This is a genomic window from Thermogladius sp., assembly GCF_049970955.1.
In the GTDB taxonomy this organism is placed as follows: Archaea; Thermoproteota; Thermoprotei_A; order Sulfolobales; family Desulfurococcaceae; genus Thermogladius.
The window spans coordinates 14,313-31,681 of the sequence record NZ_JBMFLY010000001.1 but is presented as its reverse complement, the minus strand read 5'-3'; the positions used below and the strand labels follow the sequence as shown (position 1 = coordinate 31,681).

Genomic DNA, 17,369 nt, shown 5'->3' with positions numbered 1-17,369 from the left:
GGCTTGGGCTTCTTCTCGCTCGACGACTTCTTCTCCTTAGTCATAAATATGGTGGTCTTCTGCTTACCCCCCACCTATACCACCCAAGCTAGAGAGACACGCAGAGTCGCTTATTAAACTCTTTTACTGTCAGATACGACCGCACACATCACTGCTCAGGATGCTCGCCGCTCATCACCACTGTTTTTCTTCACCGGGTTTCTGACCTTAAATACTACTGGGTGAGGGTCTAGGGTGTTTAGAAGCACTGCTTCGCCGACGCCGAGCCGGCCGAGCTTCTTAGACAGGGCATCGTACTCTAGCCCGAGGAGTTCCGCGACGGTTCGAGCGTACTTCTCGTTAGGTGATCCAAAGACTACTATTAGGTGAGCGTTCTCGAAGACCTCCCTGGGGATGTCCCCGGGGTTCTGAGTGGATAGAACTACACCCACCCTTCTACTCCTCCCCTCCTTGAACAGCTCTACTACGAGCCTAGACCTGCTCACCCTCCACGCTTCGTCGACCACGAGCAGTCTCAGCTCACTTGTGCTTCTCTTAAAGAGCGCGTCCTTGGCTAGGTACAAGAGTGAAAGACCGTAAGCTGTTTGGAACGCGTAGCCATACCCACCCAGATTTACAAGGACGTTGTCGCCCAGGATCAACTCGCGTAGATTACTGGTGGACGCGTCGCCCCTAAGTAACTCGATTAGCGGCAGAACGTCCGCCCTGATACCGCCCTCTAAACGGTCGTCTGCCAAGAGAGAGTAGACGTACTCCACTAATTCGACGAGACTGTCCCTCGGCACTTGTAGCGACGAGGACAAGATATCGGTTATAAGGCTCTTGACCTCTAGACCCCCACTAGCTAGGCTCCTAATAGAGAGAGGGTACTCCCTGGGCTCGACTACCTTAGCGATTCCCCCCTCTAAGTACGAGGCCAGATCTCCCTTGAAGTCCACTCCAAGGAAGATACCGGTTCCCAAGGAGGCGAATACCTGGAGCAGATTGGCCAAGAGTGTCGTCTTACCTCGACCGGTAGGGCCGATGACTAGCATGTGTTTAGTAAGCAAGTCGGTAGGCACGAGCACCGGGGTGTTCTCCTCGATTTCTACTCCGAGAACCACGGCGTTGTCGTAGTCTAACTTGGGCCTCTTGACGGCCGGTATTGGGAGCACGGGGGCGACGGCGGTCATCGGCCCAACAAACGTTCGTATACCCAGCTCGCTCGACAACCCGGTCTCGTACGCCAGTATTTTCTCGACCTCTTTCTTAGCCTCCCTGACTTTCAGACCCAGGCTCGAGCGGAGGATGTTCGATACCATGGAGGAGTGGTAGGACAGTATTTGCCTGGCCTCCTCGACCGACTTCGCCTCCGCGCGTATCTTCACCACGAAAGACAGCCTTAAGAGAGGTCTACCCTCCACGATCAGCCTGTAGAGTTCGCTGAGAGTCTCCAACCTGGTCTCGAGCCTCGCCTTTATGTGCGGCTCGCTCGTCAACTCCAAGGACGCCCTCAAGTTGGCCATCTCGTTCTCGATTTTTCTGGCGTACGAGGACAGGTCGAGCTGCGTCTTAACCAGCTTTACCTCGCTACCGTGGGGTAGCTTGTCGATGACTGAGGCCAGCCTCTCGACACTGTCGTAAAGCCTCGAGGGGCTCAAGCCCCTCACGTCGAAGTCCATTTCGTCCGCTACTAGATACCTGAACCCGACGACCTTGTCTCTGCTAACTAAGTACACGTCTGGCGGGTCAACACGTACCTCCTGGTTATTAGACTGCCTGTTGAACAGGCCTCTAATTCCTCTCAGTCTTACCAATGAAGAACACCAGCAAGGTGACGATTATCGCCACGCCTAGAGAGACCAGTAGACTGGAAGGGGCAGGCTCCTCTAACAGGCTCATGAGAAGGACTAGGAGGGTCATTATCACTAGGGCGCCTTCTAGCCTCCTCAAGGCCCTAGCACCAATAGCCTGGATATCCTAGCCTCGACCCCGCCGAGTATCCTGGCCAAACCAAGGGTGGCTGTCACGAGCACAAATATGTACACAACGGGTAGGACTAAGAGAGTGAAGAACTTTATAGAGACAAGGCCGATGGCCAGGGAGAGGGTTGAACCGCTCTCGACGACCTTCTCGAAGTAGTACACCTCGCTTACGTTAGGCCTAGACGCCGCTACATTAATCACTTGTATGGTGAGATTGTGTAGTCCTGGGTGGAGACTTAACACTAGTGCCTTGAAACCGACGTTGAACCAGTCAAATGAAACAGTGTAACCCTGGGCAGTGGTGTTGTCGAGCCACACAATTAATGTACTAGACGACTCGTAAACGAGGTAGATCTTAGTACTGTACAAGACGTTGAATAACGTGGTGAAGGTGTTGTTCGACCTCTCAACAGACTCCACGACTGCTTCGTCTGTATTGTAGTAGACAAGAGTGTTCACGTCTATTTTTATAATGTTTGGAACCCGGTAGGTCAGATTCACTACGCCCCCGCTACTAGTGACGTTAGCCTCTTCGGAGTACTTCGAGCCCGGCATCAAGAAGTCGAGTCTCTGGTACCCCAGGGGGATCCACCTCTCCATGGAAGTAGCGTTGACGAGGCCGCTCGAATCACTCAAGTACATGTAGAGCTGGTTGCCGTTAGCGTCGCTCGCGTTTACGACGAAGTAAGCGATAGGCTGGTTTAGGTAGTCGAGTAGTCTTATGTACGCTGGCTGAGCCTGGACAAAGTTGTCTGGCGGGTTGAAGGTCGAGAACATCGCAACGAAGTTTGGGAGGAGAGGGGCGCCGACTGTAAATACTATCGGGAGGGATATGAGTACGGCTCCTGCCGGCCTCGTCAACCTAAAAGGTATAGAGTATAGTAGAATGCCGACGGCGATCATCGTCTTAGCCGTGAGGTATATCGCCTTTACAGCCAGGTAGAAGACGGTGATCGTGACGAGGACGTCTACGAGTAGGCTAACCATGGGGGATATTAGGCCGGAGGCTAAGAACCCTAGTCCCACCTTACTGTACAGGAAGCCTATGGTCTTCAGCAACACGAAGAGGGACATCAACGAGGCCGACTCCGCGATATACCACTCGTTTAACAACCTCCAGTCTGCTCCGATGACTGAGCTGAAGTAGGAGATACTGAAGACTAGCGCCTTGTAGCTAAAGACCATGAAAGCCGAGAACACCCCGTCAACCATGAGTCTTTGCCCGACCTTCTTGACGGAGGCCAGCGGTAGGGGTAGACCCTTCAATGCGGCGCCTATGAAGTACGTCAATACCGAGAGGTAGTATGCTAGGTACAGTAGGTCCATTTAGACACCTACGGACTGGGAGGTGGGGGTAGGGGCTGGTACACCGAGGATGCTATGTACGACACGAGCGCGAACACGCTACTACCCACAGCTAGCCAAAAAGCAGCCCAAACGCCGTCCTCCAGTATCCTCTCACCTATTTTCTTGACTCTCGTGAGCGGTATGGGGAGACCTTTAAGAGCCCAACCTATGACCCAAGACAAGAAGAAGAGAGCCCAGGCTACTACAACAACCTGGGTTGTTATGTCTCTAACGAACTCTACTAACCCCATGACCAAACCCGTCCAAGGCGTCGCCCTAACAACTATGAGACTGAGGCGAAAGTGTTGTCCAGGGATGCTATATTAGAGGGGGTAAGACTGAACACTATCTATGAATCTCTAATCACCGGCCACGAGACTGAGCTGTATGCCGAGAACCTGGCCGAAGGTTGCGAAGGTGTACTGGGACCCCTACGACGACATACCCATAATACAGCCCAGACAGGACGAGATCGACTTGTACTACGTTCTGAGGCTCACCGAGCCAGGCGATGCGAGGCCGGCAAGGCCGGGGGACTACCAGAGACTTAGAGAGAGCATCGTAAGGGAGTTCGGAAGCGATAAGCTATTCAGAGAACTCTTTGAGAATAGAGTGGTGTTATTCAACAAGGTGCCTCACTGGGACCTCATGTGGGAGGTGGCGTCCTCGGGTAACGTATGGGGCCAGCTCTACTTCGATCCCTTTGCCGACACTTGGAAGTTCAGGCTGACCTACCACGGGGCTTACGAGGCGCTGGACAAGGGGCTAGTAGACCACGTCAAGGTCGACTCCAAGTACTTCTATACTGGTATGACAATCAACCCGCCCTCTTCAAGCCAGCAAAGCCTCGTCGTACTTGACTACAAGGGTAGGATCAGGGCTATAGCCGAGAACGTCGGGGGTAAGCTCGTCGTAACCAAGACATTCCACGACTTCAGGCCGCCCGTGGAGACGAGTAGAAGGCCGAGCACTCTCCAAGACGTGATAAAGAAGAATATGGAGGGCCTTCTAACGCTGGAAGAAAGGGCTATCAGGCACCTCATAAAAGTCCGTGAGAAGTACAACTACAAGCCCGTAGTCTCTTACTCTGGCGGTAAAGACAGCCTCGTCAGCCTCCACCTAGCCGTCAAGGCCTTTGGAGGCGTTGACATGCTGTTCAACGATACGGGCATCGAGCTACCGGAGACTCTCAAGAACGTCGAGGAGGTCTCTAAAGCTTACAGCCTCGACCTGGTCACAGCATCCGCTGGCAACTTCTTCTGGACAGCTGTTGAAACCTTTGGGCCGCCTGGGAAAGACTACCGGTGGTGCTGCAAGGTAATCAAACTAGTGCCTATAGCAAAGACTAGTAGGGCTAAGTGGCCTAGTGGAGCGCTCAATATAGTGGGGCAACGGGCGTACGAGTCACTGGACAGGGCGAAGAGCCCCGTAGTGTGGAGGAACAGGTGGATCCCCCACGTGGTCTCTACCACTCCCATACAAGACTGGAGCCAGCTCTCGGTGTGGCTATACATCTACGCCAACAAACTCCCATACAACAGGCTGTACGATGCCGGGTTCGACAGGCTAGGCTGCTACCTCTGCCCCGCTAGCTACCTGGCCGAGTTCAAGGACGTGTCAACCCACTATCCCTGCTTGTGGGAGAGGTGGCTCAACGTCCTAGAGCGTTGGAGAGAGAGACTGAACCAGCCCCCGGAGTGGGTCAAGTACGGCTTGTGGAGGTGGCTCACGCCGGCAGCAGCTAAGAAGAGGATTGCCAGGAAAATACCCGGCTACGTCCTAGACTGGAGAAAAGAGTACACTCTGAGACTTCTCAATAGCGAGGCTCGGCTCGCACCACTACACGTGAAAAGGGATAACAATACGCTTGAAGTAACGTTTAACGACGTCGTGGTGGAAGACGAGGCGCAACAAACATTCGCAGAGAACATTAGAATGCTCTCGTTCATGGTCTGGCGTGAGGGCGACTCTATACTCGTAGAGACCAAGAATACACGCATTAAGATCGACCGCGATACTCTTAGGGTGGAGCCCTTCGGCAAGGACGAGAACGTGGAAGACCTCGCAGACGTCTTGAAGGTGACTTACCGGACAAGGTCTTGTGCCAAGTGTGCTAGCTGTGTACTATGGTGCCCTCTCAACAGGGTTAAAATGACTCCTAAAGGCCCGTTACCGCGCGTGCCGTGTCCCTCCTGTAAGTTATGTATTGACACTTGCCCGCTGGCTGACCAGCTGGTCGAGAAGGTGGTCATCCCGCTTATACTGGGTAATCCGAAGGCGTTTAAGCGTAGCTCGAGAAGGCATGGGGCAGAAGTAATCCAGGTGTTCACAAAAATGTACAGGCTATGGGGTAACAGGGTCAGTCCCGCCTTATGAACTCTTTCACCATGAGGAACTTCTTCTCGCTCTCGTAGATCTCCTGGACGAGGTCTCCGCCTCTCATAACGTTGTTTAGTATTCTGGCGGCCTCTACCGACCCCACACCTCTCGCGGACAGCGCCAGCAACGCGTCCCTCTTGAACCTATAGAGCAGGACGGCCCTTTTGCTCAGCTCGTCGAGAGTCTTGTTTTCTTCTTCTGTCAGTTTCAGTTTATTCTTGAGTTTCTTAACAATCTCGAGCTCGTTAGATATATCGTGCCCCTTGACGAGTGTGAGAGTGGCTCTCCCACACTTCGGGCACCCGAACTCGCTCCACTTCAAGAAGTCCGCCACGCTACCGGACTCGTGGTACCCGCAACTGAGGCAGAGTAATGTTACCTTACGCGAGAGGAGTTTCGCAAGGTACGCCTCCTGGTCGAAGACCAGCCCTCTGACCAGTGGAACCTCTATGTACTCTAGTACCTCCTTGTGGAAGTCGTTGAGGGTTTCCGAGACTCTATCCACTACCTTGACAACACCCGTCACAACGAGCCTCGCGAGTTCCCTAGCCGACGTAATGTCGTAGTCTCTGGTCAGCACCTCCTTGAACGCCTCTCTGCCTATTACCGTATCTACGAAGGCCTGTAACATGGTGTTGCTAACTCTCTCCGCTTCAGGGGATATGGCGCCAAACCTTTGAGCTACCTGGTATATCCGCCAGAGGAGGGTCTTACTCTCCCTTGCAGCGCTTAGCAAAAAGGTCTCTTCAACAAATTTGTCAATTGAGTTGAAGAACTTGACCACGTTTTCGCGTAGTAGCTCGGGGTCTACGTTGGAAGCCCTCAGCACGATAGCGTAAGGTGTAGAGTACGTCTTGATGTTTCCCAACGGGTAGATCCTCTTGAGGTAGTAGTAGAGCAGGTCTTTAAGCATCGAGTTCACTTTTGAGCCTCCGAAGACGTTTATGACGATGGCCCTCAGGGGTTTGACGTAGTCTACAACGATAGTCTTGTCGTCCCCGAAGAGATCTAGTCCTCTTGTCACGGCATCGATCTTGAGCCCGTACTCCCTTCTCACGGCTTCTACTCGGCCCTCTTTAAGCCTCCTTACAACGCTGCCTACTTCCCGGGCCACCTTGTACTCTACGGGTATGTTCTCCCCCTCCCAAGACGGTATGACGGCCTCTTCGGACGGGGCTTCTGCTCTTTCAACGTACAGCCGCCCTTCGCTCTCGGCATACGAAACTACTCTCCAAACGCTTCCCGCTAGAACGAGGTAGTCGCCTTGTTGGACGTTCAAAATCACGTAGTCTTCGTCTAGACTCCCGACTCTGTTACCACTTGCTACGTCTACAACTGTTATCTCTCTAGTCGAGGGTATCATAGAGGTCTTGTAGACGTGTAGCCTCGTCTTCCGAGTAGGCTTCAGAACGCCTGACTCCAGTTTCACTATCCTACTGTAATCAAGGTAAGACACGACGTCCATGAAGTCCTGGAAGGAGAGGTTTTTGTATAGTGCCATTTGAACTATACTAGCGTACAGCCTGTTGACATCTACACCGTGGGGGTTGATTAACGTGTACACGGCGATAGAGTAGGACAACACGTCTAGAGGAGAGTCGTGTATGATCTCCTTCTCCAGCTCTCCCGCTCTAGCCCTCCTAGCTATCACGGCTGACTCTAGGTAATGAAGCAGGTTGCTGGTAGACACGATGCACCCCTTAGCAACGCCCCCCAGCCTATGCCCGCTCCTCCCGATTCTCTGCACGAGCCTCGTTACTTGCCTTGGGGACAAGTACTGTATAACGTAGTCGACGCTACCTATGTCGATACCCAGTTCGAGGCTGGAGGTCGCTACTACAGCCTTGATCTCCCCGCTTCTAAACCTCCTCTCTACTTCCTCGCGGTGTTCCTTCGACAAGCTCCCGTGGTGTACGCTTATCTGGAGGTCGAGCCCGAGCCTTTCGCTGAGGTTTTTCAGCAGACTACTCATGTACTCTGCCATCGTCCTCGTATTCGTGAAGACCAGGACACTCCTGCTCTCGTTTATCTTCCTGATAATGTAGTATGCTCTCCCGGCAACACGCTCATCCACTGTACCGCTGACGGCTTCTCTACACTTATCGTCGCAATACGGGACCTCAACGCTGATCTCTAGTTCTTTACCGCCTGCGTCCTTGACGACCTCCGTGGGGAGCCTGTTAATGGACGAGATCAGTTCGCTGACGGCATTTTCATTGCTCACTGTAGCCGACAACCCTATCACGACAGGCCTTATCCGCAGGTGGTTCGCCACTAGGTATAGAGTCGTCAGTAGCAAGAGCCCTCGCTTGCTCTCGACGAGCTCGTGTAGCTCGTCTAGTATCACGAACCTTAGGTTAGAAAGCCGCTTCAATAATTCAGCGTTCAATAGGATATAAGTGAACGTCTCCGGTGTCGTGACGAGAACCTGTGGAGGGCTCTTTTGTATAGCCTTTCTCGCGCTGTACGGCGTATCGCCGTGTCTGAGAGCTACGGTGACATTAAAGCACTCAGCCAGCCTGCTAATCCTGTTCACTATATCCCTGTTGAGCGCTCGGAGAGGGGTAATGTAAACGCAGGAAATGGGCTTCGCGTTCAACCTCGACAAGACATAGAAAACCGGTATGACCGCTGCCTCCGTCTTTCCCGAGCCCGTGGGCGCGACCACGATTACGTTGCTCCGCTCTCTAACTATCTTTTTGAAAGCCTCTTTTTGTAAATTTGTAAACTCCCTATAGCCTAACCGTCTTAAACAGTCAGGCAAACTCATGCCTTTTCCCGAAATAAGCGTACAAAGGCACCAGTTATCTGGAAATCCTTTAAACCCTTTTAACTTAAGACTATCAGATAGGGCCCGTGGTCTAGCCTGGTTAGGATGCGGGGTTCGGGTCCCCGTGACCCGGGGTTCAAATCCCCGCGGGCCCACTTCCATGGTGCTATGTCTTGTCTACGGCTGGCTATTGCTCCGCAAGAGATTCTATCAAGAAAGTCCTCGAGGCCTCTAAAACGGTCGGGGTGGTTAATGAGCAGGTTCTAAGGAGGTTTGTCAAAGTCAACGTTCAAGGTGCAGACCTAAACACGTGGGTCTATATGGGTCCCAGCGGTGACTACGTCATAGTCCCAGGGGTTTTCTGTAGCTGTAGTGATTTCACTATCAGGGTGGTTGGGAGGAGAGAGAAGTGCTACTGCAAACACCTCGTTGAACAAGCGCTGTCTGAGAAAAGGGGGCTCTACAGGGTAGTAGACCTCGGTTCTTTCGACGAGTACGTTAAGATATTAAACGAGGTTTTTACACAAAATTTAACATCTACCTTGAGAAAGAAACTGTACACGAGGTAGAGGAAATGGGTAAAAGGAGGAAGAAGTATAAGAGGGTCGTTAAGAGGGTCCCTAAGATACCGACAGTATTCCAGTGCCCAAGGTGCGGGGCCAAGACCCTTAGCGTGAAGTTTGAGAAGCTCGAAACGCCTGGATTCAAGAAAGCTATAATATCCTGCGGCTCCTGCGGGTTGTACGCAGAGTACCCGCAGCCAGTCCCAGAGATACTCCAAGCCGTCGACGTCTACGCCAAGTTCCTGGACTTATACTTAGAAGGCAGTATCAAAGTTGAGACGAGGAAGCCTAGTGAAGGGGAAGGGCTTGGGGAGGGTCAGCGATTATCTGAAGGAGAAGCTTGAGAAGGGAGAGAAGCTTCACTTCACCTTGATCGACCCCGCTAAGAACGTAGACCACGGCGAACTCGAGAAGGTTGCCCTCAGGCTACACGAGGCTGGTACAGACGCCTTTCTGGTCGGTGGTAGTCTTGGTGTTACGCCAGAGGAGGCGGGGGAAGTATCGAGCATCTTGAAAAAGGCGACTGGTCTACCCGTGATAATCTTCCCAGGGAACATCAACTGCCTCACGCCTAAGGCCGATGCCGTGTTGTTCATGGTCTTAATGAACAGCCTAGAGCCGTACTACCTAGTTCAAGCACAGGTCCAGGCAGCTCCTTTAGTAAGAAAGTACGGTCTAGAGGCCCTCCCGACAGGCTATCTCGTCCTATACGGCGAGACCGCTGTCGCTCACGTAGGTAGAATACAACCCATACCGCCGGAGAAGCCTGAGATCGGGCTGGCCTACGCCCTAGCAGCCGAGATGATGGGCTTTAGGTACATATATCTCGAGGCTGGTAGTGGGGCTAGCAGACACGTCCCGGAGACCTTCCCAAGCCTGATAAAGAGGAGCACTAGTCTAACAGTGATCGTGGGGGGAGGTGTGCGCTCGCCCGAGGTGGCCAGGAGCCTCGCTAAAGCAGGGGCCGACATAATAGTGACCGGTACTGTCGTAGAAGAAGACTACGAGAAAGCGGTCTCTATCATTAGAGGGATCAAGAGCCGCTAGCTTTGATGTACTTCTCCTTGAACGCTTCTTCCAGGTCTATGTTTAGCAGGTTTGCTACGCTTAGGAGCCAAGCAAACACGTCCGCTATCTCCTCGCGCAGGTTCTCTTGGTTCATCTCGAGAAGCGCCCTCGCAAGCTCCCCGACCTCTTCAACGAACCACGTGAAGGTTGCGTAGAGACCTCTGGCGTGGTCTCTCTCGTAGTATATTCTCCTTATCAGCTCTTGTGCTTCCCTCAGCTCCAATACCAGCGCACCCAGCTTCAGGCTTATAAAGACGCGCGTAAATAAAGACTTGCGGTGGAGGGAGTGAGTAGAGCTAGAAAGAGGAGAAGAGAGGTAGCGGCCCCCCTGACAGCAGCCGGGCTCGTCAGGTTCTACGAGGAGTCCGATGTGGGTATCAAGGTGAAACCTCACCTACTCGTAATACTAGCTTTAGCTGTAAGTATAACGGTGATCGTACTACAGAAAGTACACCCCTTGTACTGATGTAGCGCCAGGCTCACATGTGCCTCTTGACCCACTCCCAGTTCTTCTCTACGTACTCCTGTATACTCTTTAGTAATTCGTCGTCGATCTTCCTAAACCTGCCCTGCAATTTTAAGTACTCCTCGACAGGCTTCCTCTTCGACGGGTCCATATAAGGTCTGCTCGGGCCCGAAAGATGGATCTTTCCATCGTAGTACTCGTAGAGTATCCAGAGCCCTGTCTCTACAGCAAGCCTCGCGATCCTAATAGTGTACCTCGGGTCGAATCTCCACCCTATCGGGCACGGGGCGTGCAGGCTTATGAACTTGAAGCCCCTGATCTTACTGGCCCTAACGAGCTTGTTGTAGAAGTCGTGGACGTAGCCTATGCTAGCTGTAGCTACGTATGGCACGCCGTGTGCTATCATGATCTTGGCCACGTCCTTTTTCTCCTCGGCCTTCCCTATTACTGGTGTAGTCGTTGTCCACGCCCCTCTAGGCGTCGAGGAACTCCTCTGAATACCCGTGTTCATGTAAGCCTCGTTGTCGTACATTATGTATATGAAGTCGTGGTTACGCTCAGCCGCACCGCTCAAGGATGCCATCCCTATGTCGGCTGTACCGCCGTCTCCAGCCCAGGCTATGACCTGGACGTCCGTAATACCCCGCTTCTTGAGGGCCTCCGAAACGCCCGAGGCTACTGCCGCTGCCGAAGCAAATGGTACGTGTATCACGCTCGCCCTCAAGGAGTTGCCGGGGTACATCCCTACGACGACCGACGAGCAACTTGCTGGTATAACGAGTATCATCTTGTCTCCGAACACCGCGGAGAGAACCTTCCACGCTATCGGTATAGGGCAGCCCGGACAGGCTGCGTCGCCTGGCAACACTACGTCTCTGGCCTTGTAGGGTAGGGGTGGCCTGCTCATTTGACCACCTTACCTTTGTGGTACCACTCAAACACATTCACGTCGCCAGACTCCACTTCGTGCACAAACCTCCTCAATATCCTCGAGAAATCGTCCGACGTGATATTGACGCCACCGAGCCCGGCGACCACATTCTTAATGTAGGGGGTTTTCCTCACGTGTTTCAAGAATGAGGCGGCCGTGTCTAGGAAGATCGGGCCGTAAGACCCGAAGCTGACGGACCTGTCGAACACCACAACGCCTTTTGCCGAGTTGGCCTTCTCGAATATATAGTCCCCAGGGAAGGGCCTGTAATACCTGATCCTCAGCAGACCGACGCTGTACCCCTCGTCGCGTAGCTGCAGTATGGACTCCATCAAGTCCCCTGACCAGGCCCCCATACTAATAGCAACGTACTTGGCGTCCTCGCACTTGAAGCACTCCACGGGTCCTTTGAAGGGTCTCCCACTAATCTTCGAATACTCCTCTTCAACCTCCACTACGACCTTCCTAGCCTGTTCCATGGCGTTCTGTATGTCCATAAAGAACTCCTCGGTGTCCTCCGGCGAGGCTAGGTTGCCTATTGCCAAGTGCTCACTGCCGTCGACAACGTACGGCTGCCTCCTAGGCCCGAGCCACTCATCAACTAATTTTTGCTCCGGTATCTCAACCGGCATGGAGGTGTGACCCAGTATAAACCCCTCAATCCCAACCATGACCGGCAAGTAGACTCTGGGATCTTCGCTGACTTTGAAAGCCTGCAACGTCAGGTCGAAGGCCTCCTGATTATCCATCGCGAAGCTCATAACCCAGCCTGTGTCCCTCTGATCCATGTAGTCCGTGTGGTCGGGCCAGATGTTCCACGGGGGGCCTATCGTCCTCGTAACAACACCCATGACCATAGGGACGCGGGCCCTCGAAGCCCAGTGTATCACCTCGTGCATGTACAAGAGCCCCTGACTACTCGTGGCTGTGAATACCCTCGCCCCAGCGAGGGCCGCTCCGAAACAGGCAGCTAGTGCCGAGTGCTCCGACTCTACTCTTATCATCACGGCGTCTAGCTCGCCCTCTTCTATGAACTCCGCCAGCTTCTCTACCACGCTCGTCTGAGGCGTGATAGGATAGGCTGCCACGACGTTTACTCTAGCAACTTTAGCCGCGTACGCCAAGGCGTAGTTGCCTGTTAAGACTAGTTTCAACCCCACGGCCCTCACTCCTCCGGGACCATTTTAATCGCGAGAACAGGGCAGACGTCCGCGCACAGACCGCATCCCTTGCAGTAGTCGTAGTCTATCGAGACTCCGGTGTCGGGCTCGACCCTAATAACGTTGACAGGGCAGTGTATTTCGCATAGGTAGCACCTTGTGCACCTACTATTGTCTACTACTGGTCTCTCGAGCCTCCAAGTACCCGTCTTCCCCGCTACCCCGACGAGGGGTCTTGCGATGGGCAACTTGTACTTCGAGGGCTCGACTATGACCTTCATCAGACCACCCTAACAGTCTGTTCGTAAGCATCCTCCGAGGCCTTCGCGTTGACCTCGCCTACCCTCCCCCCGAAGTACCTCTTCACAGCCTCGACCACCGCGCTCTTAGACACTATTCCTGTAGCCCTAGAGAGCGCCCCCAACATGCTCGTGTTGACTACGGGCCAGCCAGCTATTACCAACTTGTTTTTAACCGCTATCTCTGTAGCGTTCACAACGTATATGGAGTAGTCTCCTTCGAAGCGTATCTTGAGGTCTCGAGGTACTTGAGTGTGCGGGGTGTTCAACACGAGAACTCCTTTATCCCTGAGACTGAACTGTGATACGTAGTCCTGTTGGACAAGCTTGCTATCCAATACCACTACAACGTCTGCTGTGTTGAACATACCGTGCCTCAAAATCGGCTTCTTATCCACCCTCGCGTAAGCCGCTACCGGGGCTCCTCTTCTCTCGGCCCCGAAAAAGGGAAAGCCCTGGGCGTGTAGACCCTCTATCATAGCTGCCTCGACGAGAATGTTGGCCGCCGTTACGGCTCCTTGCCCTCCCCGTCCTATAAACACTATTTCAAGCATTAGTCCACCAATGAAGAACCATGCCTCGCCAGCATTAAAAATCTTATATACGCGTATAGTGTTCTATGTTTCAAACGTATGCATTTGTGCTTAATCTACAAAGGTACCACTCTTTATTACACCAGGTTCGAATAGTTGTAAAGGTGAAAGAGTGGTGGTCTAGTTGACCATTTATTGGGAGAGGTGCGACTTCTGCGGGCAACACAACGCCACTAGGGAGTGTACAATGTTTCCCGGCAACTATGTCTGCCCGCACTGTTGTCTTGCCTGTATGAATAGGCCTGTATGCCCCAACCCTGTGTGGAAATTCGCCTTCGAGCTGAGGCCCGCAACAAGGCCCACGCGCAAGACCGCGGGTAAGGAGGCTCTACTAGACCTACTCTCCAAGCTTGAAGAAGGGAAGTAAACTCTACTCGACTCTCGGGGTCAGCCAGTATGTGATAGACCCTCCTCCTTCAAGCTCGAAGACTATCTTCATCGGCTTGTCGTTGTCGAACGAGAGCGTGATGTTTTTAGACGCCGAGGCAGCCCTAGTAGCTAACCTCAGTAGGTCGATGCTGTAACTGGCTTTCGCCTCGTCCACGGTCGAAGCCACTGAGATAAGGGGGGATCCCTCCTCGAGTACTGCCCTGTACTCTTTTTGCTGCTCACTCGAGTACACGTGGAGCTTGTTTTCTTTGAAGTGGAAAGTGGCGTAGTCGCCCACAGTTTTCAGGTCTCGTATAAGTAACTTGAAGTCGCTGGCCAGCATTGTCACTGTGACTCCTAACTCGATGTCGAGGTCTGGCACCTCCTCTGGTATGCTCTGCTTGAGCTCTACGAAAAACGTCCTCTCCACGCCAGTCTTTTTGTTCCTGAAGACCGTCTTCAGTACACCGACCGATTTATCGAGTTCCAGTACCAAGATATCTGTTCTAGTCCCTCTCCTAAGAACTCTATTGAGATCCGATGAGGACACAACGAAGTAGTCTTCTACTTCGAAATTGTACTCCTCGAAAGCCACACTCGGTATCTTGACTATGACCATTGCCGTTTTGTCGGGACTGAACACCTTTACCTCGAGAGCCTCGGGTTTTATGTAGAAAGGCGCTTCATCCGTGATCTTGACTATCGCCGAGGCTATCGACTTGAATTTACTACCAGACGGGTATGTCGCCCTAAACAAGTAGCGCACCTTCACTAAATTATAAACTCCTGTATTGTTATAAGCTTGCATTAAAAGCAGGCGTTCGCACGCCTAGTAAGGGTAGTAAGCAATGCAGATCAAAGTCGTAGTCGACTTCGCGGGGTCCCCGCACGTAGTTCTAGACAAGGAGAGCGCTATACGCTTGCTGAGCACACTAGCCGAGACTATAGGCTCTTCGAGGAACTTATCAGAGTCTATTAGAATTGTAAGTAACTTCGAAGAGTACTACAGGCTGAGCAGGAAGAGGTTCGAGGAGTTCATATTCCCTCCTAAAGACCCCGCGGAGTCTCTAAGAGGGTACGCCGTAGTTCAGAAGCTGAGGCTGACCAAGAACGGAGGCGAGTACGTCGAGATAGTATTCGATAGGAGGACCAGGATAGAACTTATAAAAGAGGCACTAAAGAAGATAGGCTACGTTGACGTAACTGTAGAAAGGCAGAGTGTCTAAGAACTAGACTCTCCTTTCTTACCCTTACGCTTAGTCCTCGCCTTTTTCTTCTTGCCCTCCACTTTTTTGCCTTTCTTGGACGCGGCTGCTTTCTTCTTCTTGGCCTTTTTCTTTTTTACAGTCTTCGTAACCACCGGTAGGCTAACCGCCGACTTTAGCGACTCTACGCTCTCCTCCCCGGCTATGACTCTCTCCCACTTACGCGTGATGTCGACTAACTGCTCTAGCATTGCTATCTTACTGGGCGTTACTTCGACTTCCTCGACCTCCTCTTCCGCTAACTCCTCGGCAGCCGGCTCCGTTGCTTCGGTAAGCTCTTCGCCCTCCTCCTCGTAGATCATGAGCCGCACCTCAGCAAGTTGGTTTATATCTGGTTGCAAGGAATATATTTTCACTCCCTAGTAGCCCTACTAGGTAGTACCCGGGCTTAAGATTGGCTAGGGTCTTCTCGACCAGCCTACTCCTACCTGGCGGTCCGCCAGGTGACAGGATTCTAGCAGCGTAGCTAACACTCCTCGGCTCTCCGAGACCAAACACCACTCTTATACCCGAGTTGACTATTATGGACTCCGGTAGCAAGTACGGGTTTTGGACAACCAATATCACGCTGAAGCCAAACTTCCTGCTCTCCATGTACAGTCTCGACATTACGTCTTCGACGGCCCTGCTCCTCATCAGCAGAGCCGCCTCGTCGAGAACTATGACGAGCCTCCGCCTTGCAGACCTAGAGTACATTTGACTCAGTACAAGCTGGAGGATAGTGTCCACGTAGATAAACCTGGTGTAGTCATCTGGTATGTCTGATAAGTTTATGATCGCGCTACCTTCGAGCGTCCACGAACCCCCACGTGTAGCCTGCGGTTGGTAGAAGGCCTCCTCTAGGGTCTTCACGTATGGGAGTATGGATGAGCAGGAGGGTTTTCCAGAAGGCTCGGACTCGCACATCTCGACTAAATCTCTTAACGAGGGGGGCTCCCTCGTCCAAGTTCTCTCGTCCCCGTCGACTATACCCTTCCTCTCGTACGCCTTTACGATTAATTCCTCGAGCGCCCTGCGCTGGAGCGGCCCCAGGTTAAAGAAGCTGGAAACGATGTCCGCTAGCCTACGCGCCCTCTCTCTAGGGGAGCTAAGGCCCAGGTAGAGGATGTTTACCCCCATCTGCCTGGGATTGATACTTCTAGCCCCCAGGGTTTCGAGCAGGTCTACGTACTCGTTGTGAGGGTCAAATACGAGGACGTCTACGTCCCCTCGACTGGCGATATCTCTCACGAGACTCTTGACAAACGTGGTCTTACCCATACCCGAGGACCCGGCTACTATCATGTGGGAGTTAACGAGTCTTCCGGGATCCAGCTTGAGAGGGACTCCTAAACAGGCCCAGTACCAATCTTCAGCGGGTTCTTCGAACCCCTTCAGCTCCACGGGGCATATCCTCCTGCCTCTACGTGCTACGCCTAGTCCGACCCCTAAGTTAAGGCCGTTCTCGCTCATCAGTCCACTCACACCCCCGAATCTGTAGCCGACGTCGACCGAAAGGCCGTAGAGGAGTTCGCTTAACAGAATCGCGGGCGCTAATAGCCCTGAGGACGACACCGCAGCCAACTCCATCGCTTTAACCAGCTGAACACCTCCGCGACCGTCCGCGTGGACGGCTGTGTAGATATAGGCCGTGACAACGCCGAGGACGATGTTAGCGGGTAGCATAGGTAGAGCGTTCAGGGGTAGGTCGGTGACAGCGGAGGCGTAGTAGCTGACTATGTTGAAGACGGCTAACGAGTAGAAGTACATAGGAAGGGGTTCTACGAAGGCAGCCCAACCACGCTTTCCAACGTAGCTAATAGCACTCACAGAACCCGCAAGGTACTTCAAGACGTCCACGTGAAGCAACTTAGAGTAGACGAAGTACAGGGAGATACCTGCCACGGTCGCTAGGTACACCAGGTTATCAAATGACGCGAGTTCAGCACTACCCGTGAAGTTCACTAGTAGGAAGTAGAGCCAAACACTGTTGAGAGCGCCGAGTACTACTGATGTGTAGACTATCGAGGCGATCAAGCCGTATACGACAGAAACAACCACGGCTACGAGGGGTGCGAGTGCGACGACCTGGAAGAGAGCCAGGTGCCCTCCCGATACCCCTGTTTTGGAAAAATAGTATACGTAGAAAGCCGAGAGAGTGAGCTCGGCAACCAGTAGTAGTAAAGCCCTAGGGGGTCTAGCTGAGGACATGCTTC

The 17,369-nt window shown here is 52.9% G+C and carries 20 protein-coding genes and 1 tRNA gene; 8 read left to right on the top strand and 13 right to left on the bottom strand.

Annotation, left to right across the window (positions count from 1 at the left end; translation table 11 throughout):
* Positions 1–155 precede the first annotated feature (155 nt).
* Genes ACP5VX_RS00170 through cedA1 form a run of 4 tightly spaced genes read right to left on the bottom strand, consistent with a single transcriptional unit; the run spans position 156 to position 3,562 of the window.
* Positions 156–1,796, bottom strand: coding sequence for an ATP-binding protein (locus ACP5VX_RS00170; protein ID WP_428723883.1), 1,641 nt, complete (start codon positions 1,794–1,796; stop codon positions 156–158).
* The gene (locus ACP5VX_RS00165; RefSeq protein ID WP_428723882.1) at positions 1,774–1,932 is read right to left on the bottom strand and encodes a hypothetical protein; all 159 of its coding nucleotides are present in this window, start codon (positions 1,930–1,932) and stop codon (positions 1,774–1,776) included. The genes ACP5VX_RS00170 and ACP5VX_RS00165 overlap by 23 nt, the downstream gene beginning before the upstream one ends.
* The gene (locus ACP5VX_RS00160; protein ID WP_428723881.1) at positions 1,929–3,290 is read right to left on the bottom strand and encodes a hypothetical protein; all 1,362 of its coding nucleotides are present in this window, start codon (positions 3,288–3,290) and stop codon (positions 1,929–1,931) included. The genes ACP5VX_RS00165 and ACP5VX_RS00160 overlap by 4 nt, the downstream gene beginning before the upstream one ends.
* Before the next feature lie 8 nt (positions 3,291–3,298).
* Entirely contained in the window at positions 3,299–3,562 is a 264-nt protein-coding gene (gene cedA1, locus ACP5VX_RS00155; protein ID WP_428723880.1) for a DNA import protein CedA1, read from the bottom strand.
* 136 nt (positions 3,563–3,698) lie between these two features.
* Between cedA1 and ACP5VX_RS00150 the strand changes: the two genes are divergently transcribed.
* Entirely contained in the window at positions 3,699–5,687 is a 1,989-nt protein-coding gene (locus ACP5VX_RS00150) for a phosphoadenosine phosphosulfate reductase family protein (RefSeq protein ID WP_428723879.1), read from the top strand.
* On the opposite strand, the gene ACP5VX_RS00145 is transcribed toward ACP5VX_RS00150, so the two are convergent.
* A complete protein-coding gene (locus ACP5VX_RS00145; protein WP_428723878.1) occupies positions 5,671–8,460 on the bottom strand; it encodes a DEAD/DEAH box helicase in 2,790 nt (929 codons plus the stop codon). The genes ACP5VX_RS00150 and ACP5VX_RS00145 overlap by 17 nt on opposite strands.
* A gap of 80 nt (positions 8,461–8,540) precedes the next feature.
* Between ACP5VX_RS00145 and ACP5VX_RS00140 the strand changes: the two genes are divergently transcribed.
* The 4 genes from ACP5VX_RS00140 to ACP5VX_RS00125 all read left to right on the top strand — a co-directional run bounded on the left by ACP5VX_RS00140 (position 8,541) and on the right by ACP5VX_RS00125 (position 10,070).
* Positions 8,541–8,615, top strand: a tRNA-Pro gene (locus ACP5VX_RS00140).
* 18 nt (positions 8,616–8,633) lie between these two features.
* A complete protein-coding gene (locus tag ACP5VX_RS00135) occupies positions 8,634–9,029 on the top strand; it encodes a metal-binding protein (RefSeq protein WP_428723877.1) in 396 nt (131 codons plus the stop codon).
* A gap of 5 nt (positions 9,030–9,034) precedes the next feature.
* Positions 9,035–9,367, top strand: a complete 333-nt coding sequence (locus ACP5VX_RS00130) for a hypothetical protein (RefSeq protein ID WP_428723876.1) — start codon at positions 9,035–9,037, stop codon at positions 9,365–9,367.
* On the top strand, positions 9,330–10,070 hold the full coding sequence (locus ACP5VX_RS00125; RefSeq protein WP_428723875.1) for a geranylgeranylglyceryl/heptaprenylglyceryl phosphate synthase: 741 nt from the start codon (positions 9,330–9,332) through the stop codon (positions 10,068–10,070). Before ACP5VX_RS00130 ends, ACP5VX_RS00125 begins: the two co-directional genes overlap by 38 nt.
* Here ACP5VX_RS00125 and ACP5VX_RS00120 read toward each other — a convergent pair.
* On the bottom strand, positions 10,057–10,314 hold the full coding sequence (locus ACP5VX_RS00120; RefSeq protein WP_428723874.1) for a MazG nucleotide pyrophosphohydrolase domain-containing protein: 258 nt from the start codon (positions 10,312–10,314) through the stop codon (positions 10,057–10,059). The genes ACP5VX_RS00125 and ACP5VX_RS00120 overlap by 14 nt on opposite strands.
* Positions 10,315–10,377: 63 nt before the next feature.
* Here ACP5VX_RS00120 and ACP5VX_RS00115 point away from each other — a divergent pair, with 63 nt between their 5' ends.
* A complete protein-coding gene (locus tag ACP5VX_RS00115; RefSeq protein WP_428723873.1) occupies positions 10,378–10,557 on the top strand; it encodes a preprotein translocase subunit Sec61beta in 180 nt (59 codons plus the stop codon).
* 13 nt (positions 10,558–10,570) lie between these two features.
* Here ACP5VX_RS00115 and ACP5VX_RS00110 read toward each other — a convergent pair whose 3' ends face one another.
* The 4 genes from ACP5VX_RS00110 to ACP5VX_RS00095 are packed head-to-tail and all read right to left on the bottom strand — an operon-like array spanning position 10,571 to position 13,501.
* Positions 10,571–11,464, bottom strand: a complete 894-nt coding sequence (locus ACP5VX_RS00110; RefSeq protein ID WP_428723872.1) for a 3-methyl-2-oxobutanoate dehydrogenase subunit beta — start codon at positions 11,462–11,464, stop codon at positions 10,571–10,573.
* A complete protein-coding gene (locus ACP5VX_RS00105) occupies positions 11,461–12,648 on the bottom strand; it encodes a pyruvate ferredoxin oxidoreductase (RefSeq protein ID WP_428723871.1) in 1,188 nt (395 codons plus the stop codon). The genes ACP5VX_RS00110 and ACP5VX_RS00105 overlap by 4 nt, the downstream gene beginning before the upstream one ends.
* A gap of 5 nt (positions 12,649–12,653) precedes the next feature.
* Positions 12,654–12,929: a 4Fe-4S binding protein gene (locus tag ACP5VX_RS00100; protein WP_428723870.1), complete on the bottom strand. Its 276-nt coding sequence runs from the start codon at positions 12,927–12,929 to the stop codon at positions 12,654–12,656.
* Complete coding sequence (locus tag ACP5VX_RS00095) at positions 12,929–13,501, bottom strand: 2-oxoacid:acceptor oxidoreductase family protein (protein ID WP_428723869.1); 573 nt, start codon at positions 13,499–13,501, stop codon at positions 12,929–12,931. The genes ACP5VX_RS00100 and ACP5VX_RS00095 overlap by 1 nt, the downstream gene beginning before the upstream one ends.
* 163 nt (positions 13,502–13,664) lie before the next feature.
* Between ACP5VX_RS00095 and ACP5VX_RS00090 the strand changes: the two genes are divergently transcribed.
* On the top strand, positions 13,665–13,907 hold the full coding sequence (locus ACP5VX_RS00090; protein WP_428723868.1) for a hypothetical protein: 243 nt from the start codon (positions 13,665–13,667) through the stop codon (positions 13,905–13,907).
* Between the two features lie 3 nt (positions 13,908–13,910).
* On the opposite strand, the gene ACP5VX_RS00085 is transcribed toward ACP5VX_RS00090, so the two are convergent.
* Complete coding sequence (locus ACP5VX_RS00085) at positions 13,911–14,681, bottom strand: DNA polymerase sliding clamp (protein ID WP_428723867.1); 771 nt, start codon at positions 14,679–14,681, stop codon at positions 13,911–13,913.
* A gap of 76 nt (positions 14,682–14,757) precedes the next feature.
* Here ACP5VX_RS00085 and ACP5VX_RS00080 point away from each other — a divergent pair, with 76 nt between their 5' ends.
* Positions 14,758–15,135 carry a hypothetical protein gene (locus ACP5VX_RS00080; RefSeq protein WP_428723866.1) on the top strand — a complete coding sequence of 126 codons (378 nt, stop codon included), beginning with the start codon at positions 14,758–14,760 and terminating at the stop codon, positions 15,133–15,135.
* Here the strand turns inward: ACP5VX_RS00080 and ACP5VX_RS00075 are convergent.
* Together ACP5VX_RS00075 and ACP5VX_RS00070 are read right to left on the bottom strand one after the other, a co-directional pair.
* Positions 15,132–15,476: a hypothetical protein gene (locus tag ACP5VX_RS00075; RefSeq protein ID WP_428723865.1), complete on the bottom strand. Its 345-nt coding sequence runs from the start codon at positions 15,474–15,476 to the stop codon at positions 15,132–15,134. The genes ACP5VX_RS00080 and ACP5VX_RS00075 overlap by 4 nt on opposite strands.
* Positions 15,477–15,486: 10 nt before the next feature.
* Positions 15,487–17,364, bottom strand: a complete 1,878-nt coding sequence (locus ACP5VX_RS00070; protein WP_428723864.1) for an ATP-binding protein — start codon at positions 17,362–17,364, stop codon at positions 15,487–15,489.
* Positions 17,365–17,369 lie beyond the last annotated feature (5 nt).